Source organism: Pediococcus acidilactici (assembly GCF_016127815.1).
Classification (GTDB): Bacteria; Bacillota; Bacilli; order Lactobacillales; family Lactobacillaceae; genus Pediococcus; species Pediococcus acidilactici.
On sequence record NZ_CP066046.1, the window covers coordinates 1,089,930 to 1,112,977 of the forward strand.

A 23,048-nucleotide genomic window follows, 5' to 3' on the forward strand; every position below is an offset into this window, starting at 1 on the left:
GTTTTCCCCACGTTTGTACACTATTCAGTAACTGCTTCCGCTTCTTTTTCCGCTGCAGTTTCAGTCTGTTCTTTTTTAGCGAGTTCCATTTCTAAGCGGTATTCTTTGTTGTCAGCAACCTTAATGAATGGGTACCACATTAAAATTCCAATTGCCATACAAATTACCATTAGGATGGTGTAGTTTAAGCCCCCTGAAAACGGCATCTTAACGAAAGTTGGCGTAGTCCATGGGAGTAGCGACATCGTTGGGTTAAGTGAAATTGGTAAAATAGTGGTCGTTAAGCCCCAGGTTACAAAGCCCGCAATTAATTGCGTAAATACTTGCGGAATAAAGAAGAGCGGGTTCAAAATAATTGGCATCCCAAACATAATCGGTTCTGAAATATTAAACAGTGATGGAATAAATGCTAATTTACCTAATTGCTTCATCTTAGTTGACTTACTGCGAATCATTACAAAGGTAACTAAGCCCATGAATCCCGCTGCGTACATTCCCATGTAAATTACGGAAGGTAACAAGTATGGTAATTTTTGGCCATGTTGGAAAGCAGTGATGTTACCAACGATCATGGTCATGCTAACTGCGCCTAAAGGTCCTTGTAAAACAGCGTTGTGGATTCCAAAGAACCAGAAAATTGCTAAGAGTTCCATTATCAAGATAATTGAAAGCGGACTAGCAACTAATGAATTTAACGGAGCATTGATTGCGTCAACGAAGAATTGGAAGATAGTTCCCGAAGGAGTCAAACCAAACAATACCCGGACAATGAATACTAGTACGAAGATGATGGTAACCACGAACACTGGAGATAAAGATTGGGTAACCATTGGCGGAACGCTTTCTGGAAGCTTGATCATCAAGTTCTTTTTGGAAAGAGCTGCGTAAAGTCGAGTGATTACCAATGCTAAAATCATTCCAATAAATAGTCCCTGTCCGCCTAAATAATCAAGTTTTAATGCTCCAATTGCTTGGCTAGTCGTGTGGCCGCTCTTCATTACCGTGGTGGTAACCGATTGCGGCATTAACATGATGAAACTGGCTAACGAAATTAATGAAGCATTCCGTTCGTTAGTTTTCAATTGCTTCGCGTAAGAAAAGGCTAAACTATACACTACGTATAGCGAGAAAACTCCGGTAGCCCCGTTAGTAATCGCTTCGACATGTTGGAAAATTCCAATCTTAGTTAAAAATTGAGTCCAACCTGGAACCGGAAAGTTTCCGATAATGGTGATTAACGCAATTCCCAACGTAATTGGACTGGTCCGAATAAACCCTTCCATTAACGCTGCTAGAATTTTATTTTTTTGTAATCTTTCTGAGATTGGCAATAATTTGTCATTTAAAAATTTCTCTAAATTGTTCATTTTTGATACTCCTTTACCTAATTTTAATTTAGTTTCAAGTTAATTTCTGAGGTTTCCCCTAAAATATCGAGTTGGAACTGGTACTCAATGTGCTCGAGATGTTTTTCACCCTGGTTGTCAAAGTATGCTAATTCTGCCACCGGTATTTCGACATCAATTACTTGCTTACCAGCTCCCGTAAACTGAACCTTAACGGCCTTAACTAACCGTTTGATTGGTTGGACAATCTCCGCCGGGAATTGCTTGAGATAAATCTGAACCACCGTCGCTGCGGCTCGGTCACTTAAATTTTCCACTTCAAATTTGCCCTTTAAAGTCGTTGTAGCTTGGTGCAATTCTCGCCAACGTCCCGTGAACCTTGCATAACTAAGTCCGCTGCCAAATGGGTACAATGGCTCGTTACTTTCATCAATGTATTTGGAAACGAACCGGCCCGAATGGTTGCTTTCCCCCAGCGGACGGCCGGTCGGGGTGCGAGCTTGATAAATTGGCAATTGTCCTTCACTCCGTGGAAAAGTCATTGATAACCGCGCTGAAGGGCTTGCCTTACCAGATAGTAAATTAGCAATTCCGGTTCCACCCATAATTCCAGGGAACCAAACCAATAACAAACTATCAAAGTACGGTTCTACATCAGTTAACACTAGTGGCCGACCGGTATAAACGATGCCCACAATCGGTTTCCCCTGCTTAGCAACTGCTTGAATAAGTCGCTTTTGCTTAACCGGCAGGGTCAAATGTGCTTTAGCTGCACCTTCTCCACTTTCTAAAAAGTTTTCTCCAATGGTCAAGACCACTACGTCCGCCGCGGCTGCCTGTTTTTCAGCTTGTTGTAAGAGTAAGTTTTCGTCCTCAATTGGGCCATTAACCATTTCAATCCCTTGTTTTAAGGGTCCAAAAGGCTTATAAGAATCAAACAAGTTATATCCTCGACTAAACGATAACTGTGCGGGATTAAATTCTGCTTGTAGTCCCTCTTTTAAAGGAACTACGTCGGTAGATTTACCGCTTACTGAAGCCCAGAAGCCCAGGGTAAGTTTGCTTTCCCCATACGGACCAATCACGGCGATTTTTTGGTCTTGTCGGAGTGGTAAAGCGCTTTTATTTTTCAATAAAACGCTGCTTTCCTCAACCAATTGGGCAGCTAAAGCTCGATCTTCCTCAGCAAGAATCTTACCAGTGGCTGGCTCATCCAATCCACGAAAAGGATTTTCAAATAGTCCCAACTTATTCTTTAAAACTAGGATTCGCCAAACTGCCTCATCCAATAATTGACGCATCTTAGGATTTTTAAGCACCTTCGGTAATCCATTGGCATAAACCGCCGTCATCATATCCAAGTCTACTCCCGCACGCAACGCTTTTTGAGCGGCTTCTTGGGAATTGGCTGCGTAGCCGTGATTTACTAATTCTGCAATTGCAGAGTAATCTGCGTCCAACACTCCTTCAAACCCAAATCGATCTCGAAGAACTTCCCGATTTAACCACCGGTTCCCAGTTGCTGGTACGCCATTTAAAAGGTTGAAGGCAGTCATTACTAATTGAGTTTTTGCTTCAATTGCGGCTTGGTATGGTTGCAAATACTCATTATAGAGTTTTTGGTAAGACAACTCCACCGCATTGTACTCGCGACCGCTTTCTGGAGCACCGTAGGCCGCAAAATGCTTGATGCAAGCTGCAACGTGGTTACGGGTAATTTTTCCGTCAGCCAAGTCCCCTTGGTACCCGCGGACGACGTGTCGTCCAAATTCTTTGGCAGTGTATACATCTTCTCCAGGTGATTCCATTACTCGTCCCCAACGCGGATCGCGCACCAAATCGAGCATGGGCGAAAAAACTACGTGAAGACCATTTTGGTAACTTTCTTTTGCAGTTACCGCTGCCGCTCGTTGAATTAAATCAAAATTATACGAGCCTGCTTGCGCTAACGGCATTGGAAAAATCGTTCGAAATCCATAAATAATATCTGACATGAATAATAGCGGTATCCGATGACGGCTCTTTTCCAATACTTCCGTTTGCAATTTTTTCAACTTGCGATGGTCGTTAACGTTATAAATTGACCCGATTTCATAATAATTAAAATCAGCTGGTAATCCTAAATCCGTTTTTGGTCCAGTACTCATCACCCCACTTTCCACAAAAAGGTCTCCATTCAATTGAACAGTCTGACTGACCTTCTCTGCATCACTTAAATCATTAAACAATTTTCTTAACTTTATTTCTTCCAAGTAACTCCCCCCTCTTTGAGTAATCGCTTTCAATTCTCTTACAATTGCAGTATAAAATATTTAACTCTTAAAATATATCAAGAAAATAGTGTTTATAACAAAAACGTTCAAAAACCAAAAACTATGTTTCCACGCTCTTCAAATATTCATTTTATTTACTAAAAAATACCTGCTGTTAGCGATAGTTACCACCTACCACTAACTACAGGTATTTTTTTAAACTTGTATTTTTTTCTAACCGTTGAACGAATAACTCTTCTTAACTTTAAAGTCGACGATTATTCTTCATCGTGACGTTTACGCTTCTTACCAAGACCGAAGAGTCCAAGTAATCCACCAATCAAGCCAACTGTACCAGCTGCAAGAGCACTAGCGTTATCTTCCTCACCAGTTTGTGGTAAGCGTTCTGCGCTATTTGTTCCGCCATTCGAACTATTTGTGCCGTTGCCACCATTACCTTGGGTAAGGTCGACACTACCGTCACCTTGGCCGTTGCCTGGTTGATATCCAGTATCCACTAGGCTAGCTCCGCCGTTGCCGGTATTGCCATTGCCGCCGTTAGTACCGTTACCTGTGCCGTTGCCAGCACCGCCATTCCAGGTTCCATCACCTGAGCCATTCGAACCATTGCCTTGGTCAGTTCCGTGATTATTTCCAGAACCGTCATTCGAGTTGTCGCCAGCCCCATTGTTGGAACCGCCGTTATTCGAATCAGAACCTGAGCCATTGTTCGAGCCGCCGTTATCGGAGTCAGAGCCAGAACCGTTGTTGGATCCGTCGTTATTCGAATCAGAGTTCGATCCATTGTTAGATCCGTTATCGGAGTCATCGTTGTTCGAGTTAGAATCTGAGCCGTCTCCTGAATGATGGTTGTGGTTATCCGTTGAATCAGAACCGGAACCGTTGTTATCAGAATCGGAGTTGGAACCGTTGTTGTTCGAGTCCGAATTTGATCCGCTGTTCGAGCCGCTATCATTCTTATCGGATGCAGACTGTGATTCACTCTCTTGCTTGTCAGACGTGGACTTCGATTCGCTTTCTTGCTTGTCAGATGCTGACTTCGATTCGCTTTCTTGCTTATCAGACGTCGACTTCGATTCACTTTCTTGTTTATCAGATGTCGAACGTGATTCACTAGCGATATCTCGTGAGTCTGACTTAGAAGCTGAATCGGAAATCGAAGCTGACTTCGATGCTGAATCGGAATCAGATGCTGATCTCGAAAGCGAGTCCGAACCAGAAGCCGAAATCGAGCTAGAGCCAGAGGTCGACTTCGAGATTGAATCTGAGCCAGAGGTTGACTTCGAGATTGAATCTGAGCCAGAGGTTGACTTCGAGATTGAATCCGAACCAGAGGTTGACTTCGAAATTGAGTCAGAGCCAGAAGCCGAAACTGAACTAGAGCCAGAAGTTGACTTAGAAATCGAGTCCGAACCAGAAGCCGAAACTGAACTAGAACCGGACGTCGACTTAGAAATCGAGTCCGAACCAGAGGTTGACTTCGAGATTGAATCCGAGCCAGAGGCTGATCTAGACATCGAGTCGGAATCAGAAGTTGATTTCGAGATTGAGTCCGAGCCAGAAGTTGACTTCGAAATCGAATCGGAGCCAGAGGCTGATCTAGACGATGAGTCCGAACTAGAACCAGAGGTCGAAATCGAATCCGAGCCGGAAGTTGACTTCGAAATCGAGTCTGAACCAGAGGTTGACTTCGAGATTGAATCGGAACCAGAAGCTGATCTAGACGACGAGTCCGAACTAGATGTTGACTTCGAGATTGAATCCGAGCCAGAAGCTGAAATCGAGCCAGAACCAGAGGTTGACTTAGAAATCGAGTCCGAACCAGAAGCTGATCTAGACAACGAGTCCGAACCAGACGTTGACTTCGAAATTGAGTCAGAACCAGAAGTTGACTTAGAAATCGAATCCGAACCAGAAGCTGACTTCGAAAGCGAGTCCGAATCTGAGCTAGAGGTCGAGATTGATTCGGAACCAGAGGTCGACTTCGAGATCGAATCGGAGCCGGAACCGGAGATTGAATCCGAGCCCGAGGTTGACTTCGAAAGCGAGTCCGAACCGGAAGTCGAGAGTGATTCGGAACCAGAAGTCGACTTCGAAATTGAATCAGAGCCGGAACCAGAGATTGAATCCGAACCGGACGTTGACTTCGAAATTGAATCCGAACCAGAAGCTGACTTCGAAAGCGAGTCCGAACCGGAAGTCGACTTCGAAATTGAATCGGAGCCGGAAGTCGAGAGTGATTCGGAGCCAGAGCCAGACGTCGACTTCGAAATTGAGTCAGAGCCGGAGGCCGAAATTGATTCGGAGCCGGAAGTTGACTTCGAGATCGAATCCGAACCAGAATCAGACTTCGAAAGCGAGTCCGAACCGGAAGTTGACTTCGAAATTGAGTCGGAGCCGGACGTCGAGAGCGATTCGGAACCAGAACCAGATGTCGACTTCGAAATGGAGTCAGAGCCGGAAGTTGAAATCGATTCGGAACCAGAGGTCGACTTCGAAATGGAATCCGAACCAGATGCTGAAATCGAATCCGAACCGGAGGTTGACTTCGAGATTGAATCAGAACCAGAATCGGACTTCGAAAGCGAGTCAGATCCAGATGTGGACTTCGAAATCGAATCCGAACCAGAGCCGGAAGTTGAAATCGATTCGGAACCAGACGTCGACTTCGAAATTGAGTCGGAACCGGAAGCCGAGATCGATTCAGAGCCAGAAGTCGACTTCGAAATTGAATCCGAGCCAGATGCCGAAATTGAATCCGAACCAGACGTTGACTTAGAAATTGAATCAGAACCAGAGTCGGACTTCGAAAGCGAGTCGGAACCAGACGTCGACTTCGAAATTGAATCGGAACCAGAGCCAGAAGTCGAGATTGATTCGGAGCCAGAAGTTGACTTAGAAATCGAATCCGAGCCAGAAGCTGAAACCGAGTCAGAGCCGGAACCAGAGATTGACTTCGAGATTGAATCCGAACCAGAAGTCGAGATTGATTCGGAGCCAGAAGTTGACTTAGAAATCGAGTCAGAGCCAGAAGCTGAAACAGAATCAGAACCGGAACCAGAAGTTGACTTAGAAATCGAATCAGAACCGGAGGTCGAGATTGATTCGGAACCAGACGTCGACTTCGAAATTGAATCCGAGCCAGATGCCGAAATTGAATCCGAGCCGGAAGTCGACTTCGAGATCGAATCAGAACCAGAATCGGACTTCGAAAGCGAGTCAGATCCAGATGTGGACTTCGAAATCGAATCCGAACCAGAGCCGGAGGTTGAAATCGATTCGGAACCAGACGTCGACTTCGAAATTGAGTCCGAACCGGAGCCCGAAATTGATTCGGAACCGGAAGTCGACTTCGAGATTGAATCAGAACCGGAGGCCGAAATCGAATCCGAGCCGGAAGTTGACTTCGAGATCGAATCCGAACCAGAATCGGACTTCGAAAGCGAGTCCGAACCTGAAGTTGACTTAGAAATCGAGTCCGAACCGGAGCCGGAGGTCGAAATCGATTCGGAACCGGAAGTTGACTTAGAAATCGAATCGGAGCCAGAAGCTGAAACCGAATCCGAACCAGAACCAGAGATTGACTTCGAAATTGAGTCAGAGCCGGAGCCCGAAATTGAGTCGGAACCTGACGTTGACTTCGAAATTGAGTCAGAGCCGGAGGCCGAGATTGATTCTGAGCCTGACGTTGACTTCGAAATTGAATCCGAACCAGAAGCCGAAATCGAATCGGAACCGGAAGTCGACTTCGAGATTGAATCAGAACCAGAATCGGACTTCGAAAGCGAGTCCGAACCGGATGTTGACTTCGAAAGCGAGTCGGAACCAGAGCCGGAGGTCGAGATTGACTCGGAACCAGAGGTTGACTTAGAAATCGAATCAGAACCGGAGCCCGAAATTGAGTCGGAGCCGGAACCAGAGATTGACTTCGAAATTGAGTCAGATCCGGAAGTCGAGAGTGATTCGGAACCCGAAGTTGACTTCGAAATTGAATCAGAGCCGGATGCCGAAATTGAATCCGAACCAGAGGTCGACTTAGAAATCGAATCGGAACCGGAGGTCGAAATTGATTCGGAGCCCGAAGTTGACTTAGAAATCGAATCAGAACCAGAGGCCGAGATCGAATCGGAGCCCGAAGTTGACTTCGAGATCGAATCAGAACCAGAATCAGACTTCGAAAGCGAGTCGGAACCGGAAGTCGACTTCGAAATTGAGTCCGAACCAGAGCCGGAGGTTGAAATCGATTCAGAACCTGACGTCGACTTCGAAATTGAATCAGAGCCGGATGCTGAAACCGAATCGGAGCCGGAACCAGAAGTCGACTTCGAAATTGAATCGGAACCGGAAGTCGAGATTGATTCGGAGCCCGAAGTTGACTTCGAGATTGAATCAGAACCAGAGGCCGAAATCGAATCCGAACCAGAAGTTGACTTAGAAATCGAATCCGAACCAGAATCAGACTTCGAAAGCGAGTCTGAACCAGAAGTTGACCTAGAAATCGAGTCTGAACCAGAGCCAGAAGTCGAGATTGATTCGGAACCAGAGGTTGACTTAGAAATCGAATCAGAACCGGAAGCTGAAACCGAATCGGAGCCAGAACCAGAGATTGACTTAGAAATTGAGTCAGAACCGGAACCAGAGATTGAGTCAGAACCAGAGGTCGACTTCGAGATTGAGTCAGAACCGGACGTCGAGAGTGATTCGGAGCCCGAAGTTGACTTCGAAATTGAATCAGAGCCGGAAGCTGAAATTGAGTCGGAGCCCGAAGTTGACTTCGAAATTGAATCAGAGCCGGAGGCCGAAATTGAATCCGAACCGGAAGTTGACTTAGAAATCGAATCGGAACCAGAATCGGACTTCGAAAGCGAGTCCGAACCCGATGTTGACTTAGAAAGTGAATCTGAGCCAGAGGTCGAGAGTGATTCAGAACCCGAAGTTGACTTCGAAGTTGAATCAGAACCGGAAGTTGAATCAGAACCGGAAGTCGAAACCGAATCGGAACCGGAAGTCGAGAGTGATTCGGAACCCGAAGTTGACTTCGAAATTGAGTCAGAACCAGAAGTCGAGAGCGATTCGGAACCAGAGGTCGACTTCGAGATGGAATCAGAGCCGGAAGCTGAAACCGAATCAGAACCGGAACCAGAGGTTGACTTCGAAATCGAATCCGAACCGGAGGCCGAAATTGAATCTGAACCAGAAGTTGACTTCGAAATTGAGTCAGAACCGGATGTTGAAATTGAATCCGAACCAGAAGTTGACTTCGAAATTGAGTCAGAACCGGAAGTCGAGAGTGATTCGGAACCCGAAGTTGACTTCGAAATTGAATCCGAACCGGAGGTTGAAATCGAATCCGAACCAGAAGTTGACTTCGAAATTGAGTCAGAACCGGAGGCCGAAATCGAATCCGAACCCGAGGTCGACTTCGAGATGGAATCAGAGCCGGAAGCTGAAACCGAATCAGAACCGGAACCAGAGGTTGACTTCGAAATCGAATCCGAACCGGACGTTGACTTCGAGATGGAATCAGAACCGGAGCCCGAAATTGAATCGGAACCAGAGGTGGAGATTGATTCAGAACCAGAAGTTGACTTCGAAATTGAGTCAGAGCCGGAGGTCGACTTCGAGATGGAATCAGAACCTGAAGCCGAAATCGAATCCGAACCGGACGTTGACTTCGAAATTGAGTCAGAGCCGGATGCTGAGATCGAATCCGAACCGGAAGTCGATACTGAGTCGGAACCAGAAGTCGAGAGTGATTCAGAACCGGACGTTGACTTCGATACTGAATCCGAACCGGAAGTCGAGAGTGATTCGGAGCCGGACGTTGACTTCGATACCGAATCAGAGCCGGAAGTCGATACTGAGTCCGAACCGGAAGTCGAGATTGATTCAGAACCGGACGTTGACTTCGATACTGAATCCGAACCGGAAGTCGAGAGTGATTCGGAGCCGGACGTTGACTTCGATACCGAATCAGAGCCGGAAGTCGATACTGAGTCCGAACCGGAAGTCGAGATTGATTCGGAGCCAGACGTTGACTTCGATACCGAATCAGAGCCGGAAGTCGATACTGAGTCGGAGCCAGACGTCGAGAGTGATTCCGAACCGGACGTTGACTTCGATACCGAATCTGAACCAGAGGTCGATACTGAGTCGGAGCCAGACGTCGAGAGTGATTCCGAACCGGACGTTGACTTCGATACCGAATCTGAACCAGAAGTCGAGATCGATTCAGAACCAGACGTTGACTTCGAGACAGAATCAGAGCCGGAGCCCGAAACTGAATCTGAGCCAGAAGTCGAGATCGATTCAGAACCAGACGTTGACTTCGAAATTGAGTCAGAACCGGAACCCGAAACTGAATCTGAGCCAGAAGTTGAGATCGATTCGGAACCAGATGTTGACTTCGAGATTGAATCAGAACCGGAGCCCGAAACTGAGTCGGAACCAGAGGTGGAGATTGATTCGGAACCGGACGTTGACTTCGAAATCGAATCAGAACCGGAGCCCGAAATTGAATCAAAGCCTGATGTCGACTTCGAAACCGAATCAGACGTTGACTTCGAGATCGAATCGGAACCGGAAGTCGAAATTGATTCAGAACCGGACGTTGACTTCGATACCGAATCAGAGCCGGAAGTCGATACTGAGTCCGAACCGGACGTCGAGAGTGATTCAGAACCAGACGTTGACTTCGAAATTGAGTCGGATCCAGATGCTGAGATCGAGTCGGATCCAGAGGTCGAGACCGAATCAGAACCGGAAGTCGAGATCGATTCGGAACCAGACGTTGACTTCGAAATTGAGTCAGAGCCGGAGCCTGAAACTGAGTCGGAACCAGAGGTGGAGATTGATTCGGAACCAGAAGTCGATTTCGAAATTGAGTCGGAACCAGATGCTGAGATCGAGTCGGAACCAGAAGTCGAGATTGATTCCGAACCGGACGTCGACTTCGAAATTGAGTCGGAGCCGGAGCCCGAAACTGAATCTGAGCCAGAAGTCGAGATTGATTCCGAACCGGACGTCGACTTCGAAATTGAGTCGGAGCCGGAGCCCGAAATTGAGTCTGAACCAGAAGTTGAAATTGATTCGGAACCAGACGTTGACTTCGATACCGAATCAGAGCCGGAAGTCGATACTGAGTCTGAGCCAGACGTCGAGATTGATTCGGAACCAGACGTTGACTTCGAAATTGAATCAGAACCGGAACCCGAAACTGAATCTGAGCCAGAAGTCGAGATTGATTCCGAACCGGACGTCGACTTCGAAATTGAGTCGGAGCCGGAGCCCGAAACTGAGTCTGAACCAGAAGTCGAGATTGATTCGGAACCGGACGTTGACTTCGAAATTGAATCAGAACCGGAACCCGAAACTGAATCTGACCCGGAAGTCGAGATCGATTCGGAACCAGACGTTGACTTCGAAACTGAGTCGGAACCAGATGCTGAGATCGAATCGGAACCAGAGGTCGAGATTGAGTCTGAACCAGAAGTCGAAATTGATTCAGAATCTGATGTTGACTTAGAAATCGAATCAGAACCGGAAGTCGATACTGAGTCTGAACCAGATGTCGAAACCGAGTCCGAGCCAGAAGTTGACTTAGAAATCGAGTCAGAGTCAGAGGCTGAGATCGAGTTAAAGCCAGACGTGGACTTCGAGACCGAATCAGAACCGGATGCCGACTCGGAATCAGATGTTGACGCTGCTTCAGAATCGGATATCGATGATGACTCGGAATCTGACATCGATGCTGACTCAGAGCCCGAATCATCAACCACCGTTAAAGTTGCATCTCGTTCAACGCTTGCGAGACTTTTCGGATCAAAATATTCTAAATGTACCGTGTAAGTTCCCGCTACGTCCCAATTCACATCATCAAAATTAGCTTGGACATCTGCAGGATCCCCAGGGCTTCCGTCTGAATTCGTTACTGAAACAACAAAATCTGCGGCCGTTAAATGTGGGTCCCCTACATGAGTTTCTTCGTCGTGAACCACTAAGTCAATTTTATTTTCTTGATGAAGGTATACATACCGCAATACAATATTACCTTCATCTTTATCATAGTGAGACCCCCTATTTATTGCATCAATAAATTCTTGAGCGCTATGAAATGGGCCAAAATATTTAACAAGCTCCATCCATTGACTTAATGACATTTCTACATTTTCTATATATAAAGTTGACTGATCAAGATCTAAAACATAATTAGGATCATTAAATTCTGGAGGAGTTAGATCTAATTGTTCCCCTGAATGATGATCAGATTCTTCCGGATCTAACAAGTTATTGCCGTCTTCATCAGTATGTAAAACCGTCTGATGAAAGACATCATTTTTAGTATCCGTTACTTCTTTAGACGTACTATGCTTATTTTTTATATTATTATTACTGGCACTTTGACTTTCTGAAATTGATAATGAGACGCTTATAGAATTTTGATATTTAGCTTCAGTACTATTTGAATTATCTTTTTTTTCCAATGAACTGCTTTTAGAATCACTATTTTCAGAATTGCTATTTAGCACTTTTGATTTACTGTCTGTTTGGCTAATATCCTTGCTATCCACTCTCGAATTTTTTGTAGTGTTCGCCTTTGCTGAGTTATTCGCACAGGTCTGGCTTGTAGATGCCGAACCTTCTTTACTGTTTGGGCTGACTGCTGTTGAGTCTTTCATCTCTGATTTTGGAATAACCGCACTTGTTTTCGTTGCTAACACTGCGTCTTCGTTCTTGAAATTCTTAGTTATTGCCCTTTTCTCGGCAGCGCTTACAGTATTAGTTGAACCCGCCCCTAGAAGACCAGTAACTAATCCTATCCCGGCAAATAGCCATTGCTTGCCGTCTTTGTACATTTTATAACGCTTTTTTTCGTTGACATTCCATAGTTTATTTCTGGACATCAGTTTCTCCTTATATATATATCAAACGCACAATTACCTACTTACAAGTAAAAAATTATTATTATTCATTTTTTTGCTAATAAAGCGCATCCAAATAAAATATCACTTCAACACTTAATAACCGAGTTAATCATTCCACACATACACTATATACCTTCTTCAGTGTTTAAGATACCTTTGTTCAGCATTCTTTCGTGCAATTACTGCATCCGTAAAGTCTTCGAATGCCTCGTTTAGTTTGAACTCTCCTTTATACATCATCCTCGCTCGCCAACGTTGCACACTTTTATCAAAAGAAACTCCAACTATTCCACTTTTATTTCGTTTGCCCACGTAAATCATTTTCACCGGGTTACCAAGCTTATCTTTAAGACCTTTAGGGTTTCCAATAAACCTTTTAGTGTTGCGATTTTGACGAATTCGTTGTGCCGAGGCTTCCCTTCTTAAACAACCACAACTTCGAACAATCCCGTGCCTAAGTGAATAACTATCCACCTCGACGGTATCTCCACATTTACATTTACATAACCAAATCAAGTTTTTATTAGCCCCTCGCCGTGAAACGGTCTCTAGAACTTTGAGCCGGCCAAAACTTTTACCGGTTAAATCGATTTTCCTTGAAATATTCAGCCACTCCTCCACTAAAAATTTGATAAACTAGCTCCTTAGGGTAAACCCTAAAAAGACATTGCCTTCATTTTTTAACGTGTATTATTAATACTTTATCTGACGCTCATTTTACGTTTGATTTTGTTTAAAAAAGTGGATTATAAACGTGAATTTTGTATTCTTTGGAAAACTTGATACCAGTTAAACCGGCGAATTAAGCCTACTTTTAAAGTTTATCCGATAGATAAATAATTACGTAAAAGGGGTATACAACTCGTTATTAATAGGGTAAACTTTTCTACATGGTGTAACTCGTAGGCGTTGCTAATGAATATGCTTACGCTCAATTTATCTGTCTTTTTAGGGTTTACCCTAAAAAGACATTTTTGCCGCAAAATCGCCTTCTTTTTTGATTTTGTAAAAAAATATACAATATACGTAAAACATAGGGTATTCTTTACGAAATTATTATTTGACCATAGAAAAAAGCTCAGGCCATGCAAGTATGCATGGTCTGAGCTTTAATAATTTCTATATTCATAAAGGGAGTGTTTCTTAATTACACTCATTATTGTCTAACATTTGCTTTAAATTCAGCAGAATTGACCAAACACTTTAAAATTTTTAATTTTAGCTATGAATGAATAAACCAAAATTACTAACCTAGCCAACGTATTTCTCAATTGCCTTATCAATATTTTCCCGTACTTGGGTAACTCGATCCATTTCGCTTTCTTCGACGTGTGGTAATGGATAACGGGCGCGGCCCACGGCAACCCCTCTTTGCGCCAGAATTAACTTCATTACGTCGTAAAGATTTCCTTTAAATGAAGTTAATTGTGAAATTAGATCATTGATGCATAACTGAATTTCCAACGCCTTATCTAATTCGCCTTCTCGAACACAGCGGTCAGCTTCTAAAAGTAACTCTGGATAAACGCCGTACGTTCCGCCAATTCCAGCATCTGCGCCCATTACCCGACCGCCAACGAACTGTTCATCAGGGCCGTTAAAAATGATATTTTCTTTTGGAGTACGCAATTTCCACATATTGATGTCCATTACCGGCATGGATGAATTCTTAACCCCGATCACCTGTTCCTTAGCCATCATCTTCTTAAATAGTTTCTCAGACAATGCGTATCCAGTTGTTTGAGGAATGTTATAAATGATGAAATCAAGGTTGGTTGCCTCCATAATACTTGTCCAGTATGCTTCGATTGCGGGCTCTGGCAGTACAAAGTAGATTGGTGGGATAGCTGCCAACGCATCCACGCCCAATTGTTCCGCGTGTTTAGCTAATTCAATGCTATCCCGAGTTGATGGTGCCGCAACGTGGGCTATAATTGTCATTTGTCCGCCGACTGCTTTCATTACGTTTTCCAAAACTAGCTTCCGTTCTTCCACCGTTTGGTAAATACATTCTCCCGAAGATCCGCCGACGTAGAGTCCCTTCACTCCCTTGGCTAAATAATACTTGGCAAGCTTTTGCACCCGTTCCGGACTAACATTACCTTCGTCATCGTAACATGCGTAAAATGCAGGGATAATTCCTTTATATTTATCAAGATTTTTTGTCATTTCAATTACTCCTTTTAATTTTTGAGATTAACTTTTTGATCAATCGTTTTAAACGTCAACCCGGTAATGTCATGTTGATGACCCGGTTTGAGGAAACTAAATATATATCCTAAAATCATCGCACCTAGGAAGCCCACTACACTAACAAAAAGGGCGTTGATTCCGTGAGTTTGGATAAAGTAGCAGATTGCCGTAGTGACGATCATGCCGAGGGTTGCTCCAAAGCCGTTTGCCCGTTGACTGACGATACCTAGAGCAAAGATTCCGGCAATCGGCACCCCAAAGAGTCCAAACAACGAAAGGTACGTATCGATCATGTCCGAACTGTGTAACTTAATCAACACTAGCGTCACTAGCAAGCCAAAAATTCCGCAAATCAAGATACTTAGCCGTGTAATCCGCATACTCATCCGGTCGCTCTTGTCCTTCATGAACCGCTTTTGAATATCAGTTACCAAACAAGCCGCGGTACTATTTAAACTCGAAGCAATCGTAGCTTGCGAAGCCGCAAAGATGGCCGCAATAATCAACCCGGCAACTCCCGCTGGAATTTCAGTTAATACAAAATATGGCACCAATGCAGAAGTGTTAAATCCGGTTGGTAAACTACCACCGTGTTGGTAAAAACTGTAAATTACGGTCCCCATCCCGTAAAATAGCGGAATGGTAATTAATGACAACAGTGCGTTGGTCCAAATTGACTTAGCAATGTGCTTATTGTCAGTCGAAGTGGTGTACCGTTGAACTACGTCTTGACTGGCCGTGTATTGGTACAAAGTGTTGAAAATCTGTCCTAATAGGATGATTGGCACCGTTGACTTAGTAACGCTCCATACAAAATCAGCCTTAGTTAGAATTTTCCCTTTATTGACGGCATCTTGCGCAACGGTTTGCAATCCGCCGTGGGTTCCGTGAACCGCAAAGAAAATAATTAAAACCGCGCCTACTAATAGGAGGATTCCTTGAATTACGTCGCTCCAAATTACCCCTTCCATTCCGCCATGGTATGTATAAATGATACACAGGATGGTGATTAAAGAAGCGATTAGGTACGGGTTAATGTTGATAATGGATTGCAGTGCCACGGTCGGTAAATAAATTACAATTGCAATCCGCCCAATGTGAAATAACACAAACAAAATGCTGCTAAACACCCGTAAAAACGGGTTAAACCGAAACTCCAAATATTCGTAAGCCGTGGTCACCCGCAACTTTGAAAAGAATGGAATGTAGTACTTAATTAATACCGGAGTAATCAAAAAAATGGCTAAATTTCCAAAGGCATAAGCCCAGTTGGTCAAAAACGATTTTTCTGGAGTTGACATGTAGGTGATCGCACTTAAAGTTGTCGCGAAAATACTAAATCCGACCGCCCATGCCGGTACGTTACTAGTACTAGCCTTAAAGAACTCTTCCGAATTTTTTGAACTCTTCTTACTGAAACTTAAACCAATTACTAACATAATGATTAAATAAGCAATTAAAACCAGCCAATTTAAAACACCGAATCCTTGTTTAACCATATTACGCAGTACCTACTTTCTACGAATTCCAAATTAAATGATTTTCACGTAGTTTAAGTAGCGGCATTATCAGCCAGTAAGCCTGATTCCTTCAGAATTAACGACCAATCTTTTCAAAAATTGCAATAAAAAATGCCACAAAAACTCGCACTACATGATGTGGTAGTGTGAAACCTTTGCGGCAGTTGAATTCGCATTAATAACTATTACAGATAGAGATTATAAACTGTTCCCTGTTAATTGTAAACCCTTTCAAAGAATTAAATTTACTTTTTGAATTTCTTCGTCTAATTCTTCATCAGTAGTAACTCCGTATTCCAAAAATACCGGCACTTCAGAATTTAAAGCTTGCACCATGGATTGCCAATTAGTTGCTCCCTCACCCAGACGGACCGTGGTTAAATCGGTAATATCTTTCAAATGAAACACGGTAATCCACTTCTTTAAAGAATCAAAAGCACTTTGCGGATCTTCTTTTATCCAATACCAGTTTCCCGAGTCAAACGTATAACCTAACTCAGGAACCAACGCCAACAATTTAATCAAGTTATCTTTAAAAAGTTCTAATTGCCCATCCTGGTTTGGTTGATTTTCCACCGTTACCACTCCAGAATACGTGCGGAGTGCTTTTTGCAATTTCGCTAGACTTGAAGCGGGTGTATTTTGGCAGTCACCCAAACTAATTTTTAATCCTTGAATTTGGAATTCGTTTGCCACGACTAAATAGTCAAAAATATTTTCGTTTAATTGTCCTTCTGTAAATAAGGCTTCGGGAATCGAATAGTAAAATTGCCAATCGTTTTCCTTACACAATCGCTGAATTGTAGCTAACTCTAGATCACGGTGATCTTCTTGAAAAAATTCACCCCGGACTTCAATTGCGGCAATTGGCTTTCCAATTAACTGCTTTAGGCATTCGCTTTGACTACGTCCATTTTCAAGCTGGTTTAAAAATACTGCGGTATTAATCGATACTTTTTTCATTTACCTTCTCCTTATTTTTCTTCAAGAACGGCACAATTGCTCCAATTAATTGCGCTTGGTTACCTTGTTGCGCAATTTTTAGCGTGGTTCGGTTAAAATCTGGGGGTAATAATGCAGGTAATTGCTTGTTAAACAGATCAATCAAATATTGACCCTGTGCAGAAACCGCCCCGCCAATTATGATGTAGTCCGGATCAAATAAAATAACCACTTCAGCGATTCCCCTAGCCACTTCGTTAGCCCACCGTTCAATAATTGATTCGTAAGTTGCTTGACCCTGTTTAGCTTTTTCAAAGGCATCAATTACCGTTACACCCTTATCGGCTAGTTGGCGTTCCAAAACTAACGTTGAAGCCCGTTGTTCATAATTGGTATTCGTTTGCGGATCAAATAACGTATATCCAACTGAATTGCCCTGTCCATGCGCTCCACTGATAATTTTTCCATTACGATAATGCGCTCCACCGATTCCAGTACCTAACGCCATGCAGTACACATCTTGATTCACTAATTGTCCCGTAAAAACCTCGCCTAGTAAAGCCGCGTCGACATCATTAACTACGCTGACCGGTAAGTTAGCCTGCGCAGTCAAACTAGTTTTAATGGGCGTACCAATATAATCCGGAATGGTTGGACCTGCGTATTGAATACTGCCGTCCCGGCCCACAATTCCCGCCGTACTGACCCCAATTCCAGCAAGTTCGAACCTTTCTTGAATAGTTTGACTTATCTGCAGCAAGGTTTTTAAAATATGTCCGTTTCGATTTTGTTCTGTATTAACCTTCCCTATATCCGTAAAATTTAATTGTTCATCAATTGTTTTTATTATTTAAAATGCTACAAATGGCTTTATATAGTCATTTTCGAAAAATAAAAAACCATAAAAAGCAATAAAAAAACGTGGGTATGTCCCCAAGATGTCCCCACAGTCCCCAATTAAAAAAGAGGTAACTTCATCTAAAAATAGACAATAAAAAACCGTTCGATTAATTTCGAACGGCTTTTTATTTTGAATCAGTAGATCCTGTATAAGTAAATGTCAATTGGTAATGCTAATCTGTATTCGACCAAATAGTTAGCAAAAGTCGCTCAGTTATTTGATTGGTAATCCTTTTAAATTTGTTCTACAATTAATCTCGTATTTTATTCTGTATTTTTAGGATTTTCCCTTGACTATATAAACCTGCCTTTTAGATATCAAAATAAAATACACAAACAAAAAATCACGCAGCCTATTCATAGACTGGTGATTCCCTGGCAAGCCTGATATTCTTTGGAGGAACCTAGCTTGCAACTTCATTGTAATACTTTAATCGTATTAAGAAAAGTCCACTTAACCATTAATCGGTTGTGTGACTTTTTTTATTTTAAGTTATTTTTTTACCTAAAATAATTGGTGAGATTAATATTTTTGATATTAGACACCAGTGATGTCGTTTTGATATAAAAAAAGGAGAACTTAATTCAAGAGCCTACTCCCCTTTAACCCTTAAACTAATCCTCCTACTAATGATTATCCTACACTCAAATACACTTTAAAACAACCTATCCAGACAACAAAAAAGCCCCTATCCGAAGATAGAGGCTAAATAATTTAATTAAATCCGTCATCCAGTCTAACTAGGTCAATTAGTTTATTAACACTCATCATCATTTGGTATGAGCTTAAATACATTTTTTCTTGATATGGATAGATCGGTTCAAAACCGATTTGTTCATAAAAATCGTACGCGCCATTTAAAGCTTCTAAAAATATACAAGAAAATCCTATTCCATGATCGTAATTTGACTTAACTAAATCTAGAAAAAGATGATACATCATAGCTGTACCCACTCTTTGATTTTGATATTCTTTATCTACAGCGAAATAATTCAAGTTTACGCTTGGAAATTCCTCCATTGTTTCCCTAGTGGTGGGTATTTCGATTCTCTTTAAGTCTATTTTAGAAGTTTTTATAGAAACTATTCCAGCAGCAATAGTATAAAAACCTACTACATCTTCAGTTATCTCATCATAATAAATTGTAGTCGCTGCAATATTCTTTTCATCAAATTCAAGTGCTTCGTTTTTAAAAAAATCATCAATTAGCTTGTTACCACTATCAAATTTTTTTACAGAATCAGATAAAATAAAAGAAGACATTCTACATGCCTTCACTTTTGCTTTATTAATGTCTTTCATTACTTAATCCTGAAAGGAATATTTTCAAATCCTCTACGGATTCTATCATTATTCCTAGCTTCTTGTCGCCTTTTATTTTCGTTTGGAGTGATAATATTTGTCAGCCTTAAAAGCTCTTTGTGGTTAGCAGCATCAATCTTATGATTAAATACCAAGTCAGCCATAATATCCCCTCCTTACTCCTCGTCCATTGCTATATGTCATTATAAAAATATACCAATTAAAAAGTCAACAGTTTAATCTGAGCCCGAAACATACCAAAACAATTAATTAGTAGTCATTTTACATTCTAATTCTTTTTTAAAGGGCTTAGAACTAAAAATAGGGGTCAATACGCCCACAACCTATATATTAGAAATAAATATACCAATTTTATTTTTGATTTAAATTGTTGTTAACAAAAAAACCTATCCAGTATTTAAACTGAATAGGCTTTTTTACTTCCTGTTGTTACGTTTAAAAATTACTATGGTCGTTAATACTAATTTGCAGTCGATCGAGCGGCTCACCAAGCATGCCAGCCCAGCTGTCGTAACCAGCAACGGAACCATTATCAGCACACACGCCTAGCCAACCTGCTCGATTTGCTGTTTGCGTGCGGTAATAAGCTTGTTGGTAAGGCTCGCCAGATGGCGTTGTGTAATACATTTGAACTCCGTCGATGGTGTGGCCCTTAATACCAGCAACACCGTTGACTGTGTCGTTCTTGTTTGCTTTAGTTACCCACGGAAGCCAGCCATCCTCAATCGTATGGACACGGTACTTAATTGAACCGCGGTTTACTTTGATGTACAGCAAATCGTTTGCTTGATAAGGTGCCCCAGCATAGCCGTTGCTACCTGATCCGAAGTTTTTAACATCCGGGTACCAACTGCCTCCTCTTTGATGAAGCGCGTAGGTTACATCTACCTGCTTTTTATCAGTCGGCTTGGTAGGTTTACTTGGTTTAATTGTATTATCAGTATCAGAATCCTTCGTATCAATTCCGTATTTTACATCGTGGGCAAATTGAGACTTACTAATTCCGTGGCTCGCTAGATAGCCGTAAGGGTCGGTGTGATCTCCCCAAACGTTATTAGTAACCCAGAGATGTGACTTAACGCCACGCCATGAAGAATCATCTACAGTAGTCGGAATTCCGTATTTGATAGCGCTGGAACGTAGTAAGTTAACGTACGTCACGTAGTCCTTACGGAACTCTGCTTGATCATACGTCTGTGCCAGTTCAATTTGCACCGGAGCATTTGCATTAGCCCAGCTACCAGCGCCCCACGCTTGATAGCCTTCGGCGCCGACGCGGTAAATCTTACCACCATCGCCAACGATGTATTGAACGTACGCACCGTTGCTATACCACGTACGTTTTTCAAAAATAGCGTTGTTGACAGCTGGAGCATAAGTACCAGTGGCGTGCGCAATAATTACGTTATTGCTGGTACGTAATGATGAGCCTTCACTAGCGCTTAAAGCATAGTCATTGTTAATCGTTGCAGCGCTCACCTGTTGATTCAGTCCAACAAAAAAGGCCGCTGCTCCAGCGACCAATCCAGCAATTAATTTATTTTTTAGCTTCATTGTCAGCCTTACCTCCTTCAGTATCAACAGCCGTAACGTCACTAACCACTCCCAGCATTCCTAGGATTGTTAATACTGTGTTAATAATGCCTACAATATTTTGCCAGTCGATTGGATAATTGTAGCCAAAGGCTATCATGAATTGCTGAATCAACACAATTCCTAGACTAATCAATCCTGCCCATAGCTTTCCATCGTGCCAATTGATGTTTTTTACTTTTTCCATTAGTAACTTCCTCCCATTATTTTGTCATGCAAGTCCTTAATTCGTTCATGATGCCTATCTAATCTTCGGTCATGTTCGTCCGCTCGTTTATCTAGTTTTGCGATATCACTCCTTAACTCGCTTAGATTATTATTAAGCATCTTAAAATTCTTGTTTAAATCTTTTATATCTTCCTGAAATGGACCAAAAACGACGTACTTAAAAAGCAGGCTAACCATGCCTGCCATAAAAATAACTACAGTTGTAATAGATGCCCATTCCCCCCAAGACAGTCCCAACAGCGTATGCAACCTTACACCTTCTTCCCCTTAATTTTTCAAAATAAAAAACGCCTATAATCTAGGCGTTTATAATTGGTCACCATAGTTTTTAATCCAGCTTAGTTTTCCATCCTCTGAAATTGACGCTTGCCAGATACTGCCATCCGGTGACTTTAATTTTAGATTTTTGAAAGAACCATTCAGTTTCTTAGCCTGTACTTTTAACCCTGATTCATCAGCTTTTCGGTAGATGATATCACCCTCTAGAGTTAGCTTACCAGTGCCATCTAAGGTAGCATTAACCTCGTTATGTTGATAGCCCTTAACATAAGGCAATTGTAGCGGTACTGATTGGTTAACTGGGAGATGCTTAACATCGATTGTGCTAAGTCCAACTGGCGTCTGTATTACTAATGTGTTCACTGATGCTTCTAGATTAGCAATTGTAAATTGCGGTGCACTAGTGGCATGGAGCGTGTTAGTACCGACCGTAATATCAGCACTAACTCCGTCTGCGTTCCAATAAGCATATTTAGTCGTGCCATCTTTAATATATTTAGCGATAAAGCTTCGATGTTCACCTACATCAGCCCAGACCCATGAATCAAAATAGTAACCCTTTAATTCTTTTAGCACATTTTTAACCGCCGTCCCGGTAGGCGTGATGTTCTTGTTCAGGTCAAAATATTGGTATTGCTTAAATACATATAAGTAACCCAAAATGAAGTTGTACATCATCGGTGCTCCAAGAGCATCATGGATTATCATTTGTCGAACTGTTAGTGCTGCTGATTCGTCTTCAGAAACTAGTCCCTGCCAATTGTTCTCTTGATCATTGCCAGCGTGCTCGACAGCGAAACCAAACTCGGTCATCGCAAATTTATCACCGTCGTAGCTGCTTGTTTCTAGCGGATTTAATAACTGATTTTCTGGAACGTTGTTACCCTTGGTTCCGATATTTTTGGTATAAGAATGACGCGCATAAGCACCACTATCAATTAGTCCTTCTTTGATTAAAGGCACACCGTAGATAGGATCTAATACAGCTTCCACAAAGGTGGCTGTTGGGTCATATTGCTTAATTACCGCCTTAAGTTTGTTATCCCATTCAATCGCTTTGCGGTAGCCCTCCATGTTGTTCTGGCCGTACCAGTCACTACTATCAGGCTCGTTAATGCCCTCGTAGATAATCCCCTTACCAGCGTTACGGATAACGAATTCAGTCATGATTCTCAAATAGCGTTCCGAATCAACCTTAATCTCAGCTTCAGTTAAAGCATTATTTTGACTTCCTTGAGCAATGACCATCACGCTTATTCCGCGTTTTAATGCTTTATCAACGAGGTACTGAACAACCGTAACAAATTCAGAATTGTAATCATCGACATGGGTAAAGGGTGTCTCAATGTGTTGATAACCCATCTCCTCCACTAAATCAAGTTCATTGTCAATGTAACTCTTGTAGTTGTCTAAAGTAACTGTCTTCTGGACTGCTGAACCGTGATGATGAGCAAAGATACCGACCTTCTCGTCGAATGGCTTGTGTGGATTAAAGAAGTAATCCTGTGACATTTGCATCTAATCAC

General features: G+C 42.5%; 16 protein-coding genes and 1 pseudogene. 1 reads left to right on the forward strand and 16 read right to left on the reverse strand.

Features of this window, described 5'->3' with window-relative positions:
- Positions 1–20 precede the first annotated feature (20 nt).
- From I6H64_RS05385 to I6H64_RS10120, 4 genes are all read right to left on the reverse strand, one after another.
- Positions 21–1,367, reverse strand: coding sequence for a PTS sugar transporter subunit IIC (locus tag I6H64_RS05385; protein WP_008842187.1), 1,347 nt, complete (start codon positions 1,365–1,367; stop codon positions 21–23).
- A gap of 23 nt (positions 1,368–1,390) precedes the next feature.
- Positions 1,391–3,598 carry a glycoside hydrolase family 3 N-terminal domain-containing protein gene (locus tag I6H64_RS05390; RefSeq protein WP_008842188.1) on the reverse strand — a complete coding sequence of 736 codons (2,208 nt, stop codon included), beginning with the start codon at positions 3,596–3,598 and terminating at the stop codon, positions 1,391–1,393.
- A gap of 278 nt (positions 3,599–3,876) precedes the next feature.
- Positions 3,877–4,116: an LPXTG cell wall anchor domain-containing protein gene (locus I6H64_RS10115; RefSeq protein WP_080600956.1), complete on the reverse strand. Its 240-nt coding sequence runs from the start codon at positions 4,114–4,116 to the stop codon at positions 3,877–3,879.
- Positions 4,116–4,325, reverse strand: a complete 210-nt coding sequence (locus tag I6H64_RS10120; protein WP_205600602.1) for a hypothetical protein — start codon at positions 4,323–4,325, stop codon at positions 4,116–4,118. Before I6H64_RS10120 ends, I6H64_RS10115 begins: the two co-directional genes overlap by 1 nt.
- Positions 4,326–4,468: 143 nt before the next feature.
- Here I6H64_RS10120 and I6H64_RS10125 point away from each other — a divergent pair, with 143 nt between their 5' ends.
- Complete coding sequence (locus I6H64_RS10125; RefSeq protein WP_232623491.1) at positions 4,469–11,467, forward strand: hypothetical protein; 6,999 nt, start codon at positions 4,469–4,471, stop codon at positions 11,465–11,467.
- 968 nt (positions 11,468–12,435) lie between these two features.
- Here the strand turns inward: I6H64_RS10125 and I6H64_RS10265 are convergent.
- The 12 genes and pseudogenes from I6H64_RS10265 to I6H64_RS05450 all read right to left on the reverse strand — a co-directional run.
- Positions 12,436–12,522, reverse strand: a pseudogene (locus I6H64_RS10265) (KxYKxGKxW signal peptide domain-containing protein); the annotation flags it as partial.
- 159 nt (positions 12,523–12,681) lie between these two features.
- Positions 12,682–13,017 carry a hypothetical protein gene (locus I6H64_RS05400; protein ID WP_005919288.1) on the reverse strand — a complete coding sequence of 112 codons (336 nt, stop codon included), beginning with the start codon at positions 13,015–13,017 and terminating at the stop codon, positions 12,682–12,684.
- Positions 13,018–13,794: 777 nt separating this feature from the next.
- Positions 13,795–14,712: a dihydrodipicolinate synthase family protein gene (locus tag I6H64_RS05405; protein ID WP_008842374.1), complete on the reverse strand. Its 918-nt coding sequence runs from the start codon at positions 14,710–14,712 to the stop codon at positions 13,795–13,797.
- A 14-nt stretch (positions 14,713–14,726) separates the two neighbouring features.
- Entirely contained in the window at positions 14,727–16,235 is a 1,509-nt protein-coding gene (locus tag I6H64_RS05410; protein WP_005919281.1) for a sodium:solute symporter family protein, read from the reverse strand.
- A 252-nt stretch (positions 16,236–16,487) separates the two neighbouring features.
- Complete coding sequence (locus tag I6H64_RS05415) at positions 16,488–17,219, reverse strand: sugar phosphate isomerase/epimerase family protein (protein WP_008842377.1); 732 nt, start codon at positions 17,217–17,219, stop codon at positions 16,488–16,490.
- Positions 17,200–18,048, reverse strand: a complete 849-nt coding sequence (locus tag I6H64_RS05420; protein ID WP_056985220.1) for an ROK family protein — start codon at positions 18,046–18,048, stop codon at positions 17,200–17,202. Before I6H64_RS05420 ends, I6H64_RS05415 begins: the two co-directional genes overlap by 20 nt.
- 765 nt (positions 18,049–18,813) lie before the next feature.
- A complete protein-coding gene (locus I6H64_RS05425) occupies positions 18,814–19,401 on the reverse strand; it encodes a GNAT family N-acetyltransferase (protein WP_008842030.1) in 588 nt (195 codons plus the stop codon).
- Positions 19,401–19,565, reverse strand: coding sequence for a hypothetical protein (locus I6H64_RS05430; RefSeq protein ID WP_158002714.1), 165 nt, complete (start codon positions 19,563–19,565; stop codon positions 19,401–19,403). Before I6H64_RS05430 ends, I6H64_RS05425 begins: the two co-directional genes overlap by 1 nt.
- 292 nt (positions 19,566–19,857) lie before the next feature.
- Positions 19,858–20,976, reverse strand: coding sequence for a peptidoglycan recognition protein family protein (locus tag I6H64_RS05435; protein WP_008842031.1), 1,119 nt, complete (start codon positions 20,974–20,976; stop codon positions 19,858–19,860).
- Positions 20,960–21,202: a phage holin gene (locus I6H64_RS05440; protein WP_008842032.1), complete on the reverse strand. Its 243-nt coding sequence runs from the start codon at positions 21,200–21,202 to the stop codon at positions 20,960–20,962. The genes I6H64_RS05435 and I6H64_RS05440 overlap by 17 nt, the downstream gene beginning before the upstream one ends.
- Positions 21,202–21,492: a hypothetical protein gene (locus I6H64_RS05445; protein ID WP_036685647.1), complete on the reverse strand. Its 291-nt coding sequence runs from the start codon at positions 21,490–21,492 to the stop codon at positions 21,202–21,204. Before I6H64_RS05445 ends, I6H64_RS05440 begins: the two co-directional genes overlap by 1 nt.
- A 57-nt stretch (positions 21,493–21,549) precedes the next feature.
- Positions 21,550–23,040: a hypothetical protein gene (locus tag I6H64_RS05450; RefSeq protein ID WP_008842034.1), complete on the reverse strand. Its 1,491-nt coding sequence runs from the start codon at positions 23,038–23,040 to the stop codon at positions 21,550–21,552.
- Between the last annotated feature and the right edge of the window lie 8 nt (positions 23,041–23,048).

What these genes read in the sequence shown, in the direction of transcription:
- I6H64_RS05385 (WP_008842187.1), bottom strand. Translation starts at nt 1,367, where the DNA reads ATGAACAATTTAGAGAAATTTTTAAATGACAAATTATTGCCAATCTCA.
- I6H64_RS10120 (WP_205600602.1), bottom strand. Translation starts at nt 4,325, where the DNA reads ATGGCTCAGGTTCTGATTCGAATAACGGCGGTTCCAACAATGGGGCTG.
- I6H64_RS05405 (WP_008842374.1), bottom strand. Translation starts at nt 14,712, where the DNA reads ATGACAAAAAATCTTGATAAATATAAAGGAATTATCCCTGCATTTTAC.
- I6H64_RS05410 (WP_005919281.1), bottom strand. Translation starts at nt 16,235, where the DNA reads ATGGTTAAACAAGGATTCGGTGTTTTAAATTGGCTGGTTTTAATTGCT.
- I6H64_RS05415 (WP_008842377.1), bottom strand. Translation starts at nt 17,219, where the DNA reads ATGAAAAAAGTATCGATTAATACCGCAGTATTTTTAAACCAGCTTGAA.
- I6H64_RS05425 (WP_008842030.1), bottom strand. Translation starts at nt 19,401, where the DNA reads ATGAAAGACATTAATAAAGCAAAAGTGAAGGCATGTAGAATGTCTTCT.
- I6H64_RS05430 (WP_158002714.1), bottom strand. Translation starts at nt 19,565, where the DNA reads ATGGCTGACTTGGTATTTAATCATAAGATTGATGCTGCTAACCACAAA.
- I6H64_RS05435 (WP_008842031.1), bottom strand. Translation starts at nt 20,976, where the DNA reads ATGAAGCTAAAAAATAAATTAATTGCTGGATTGGTCGCTGGAGCAGCG.
- I6H64_RS05440 (WP_008842032.1), bottom strand. Translation starts at nt 21,202, where the DNA reads ATGGAAAAAGTAAAAAACATCAATTGGCACGATGGAAAGCTATGGGCA.
- I6H64_RS05450 (WP_008842034.1), bottom strand. Translation starts at nt 23,040, where the DNA reads ATGCAAATGTCACAGGATTACTTCTTTAATCCACACAAGCCATTCGAC.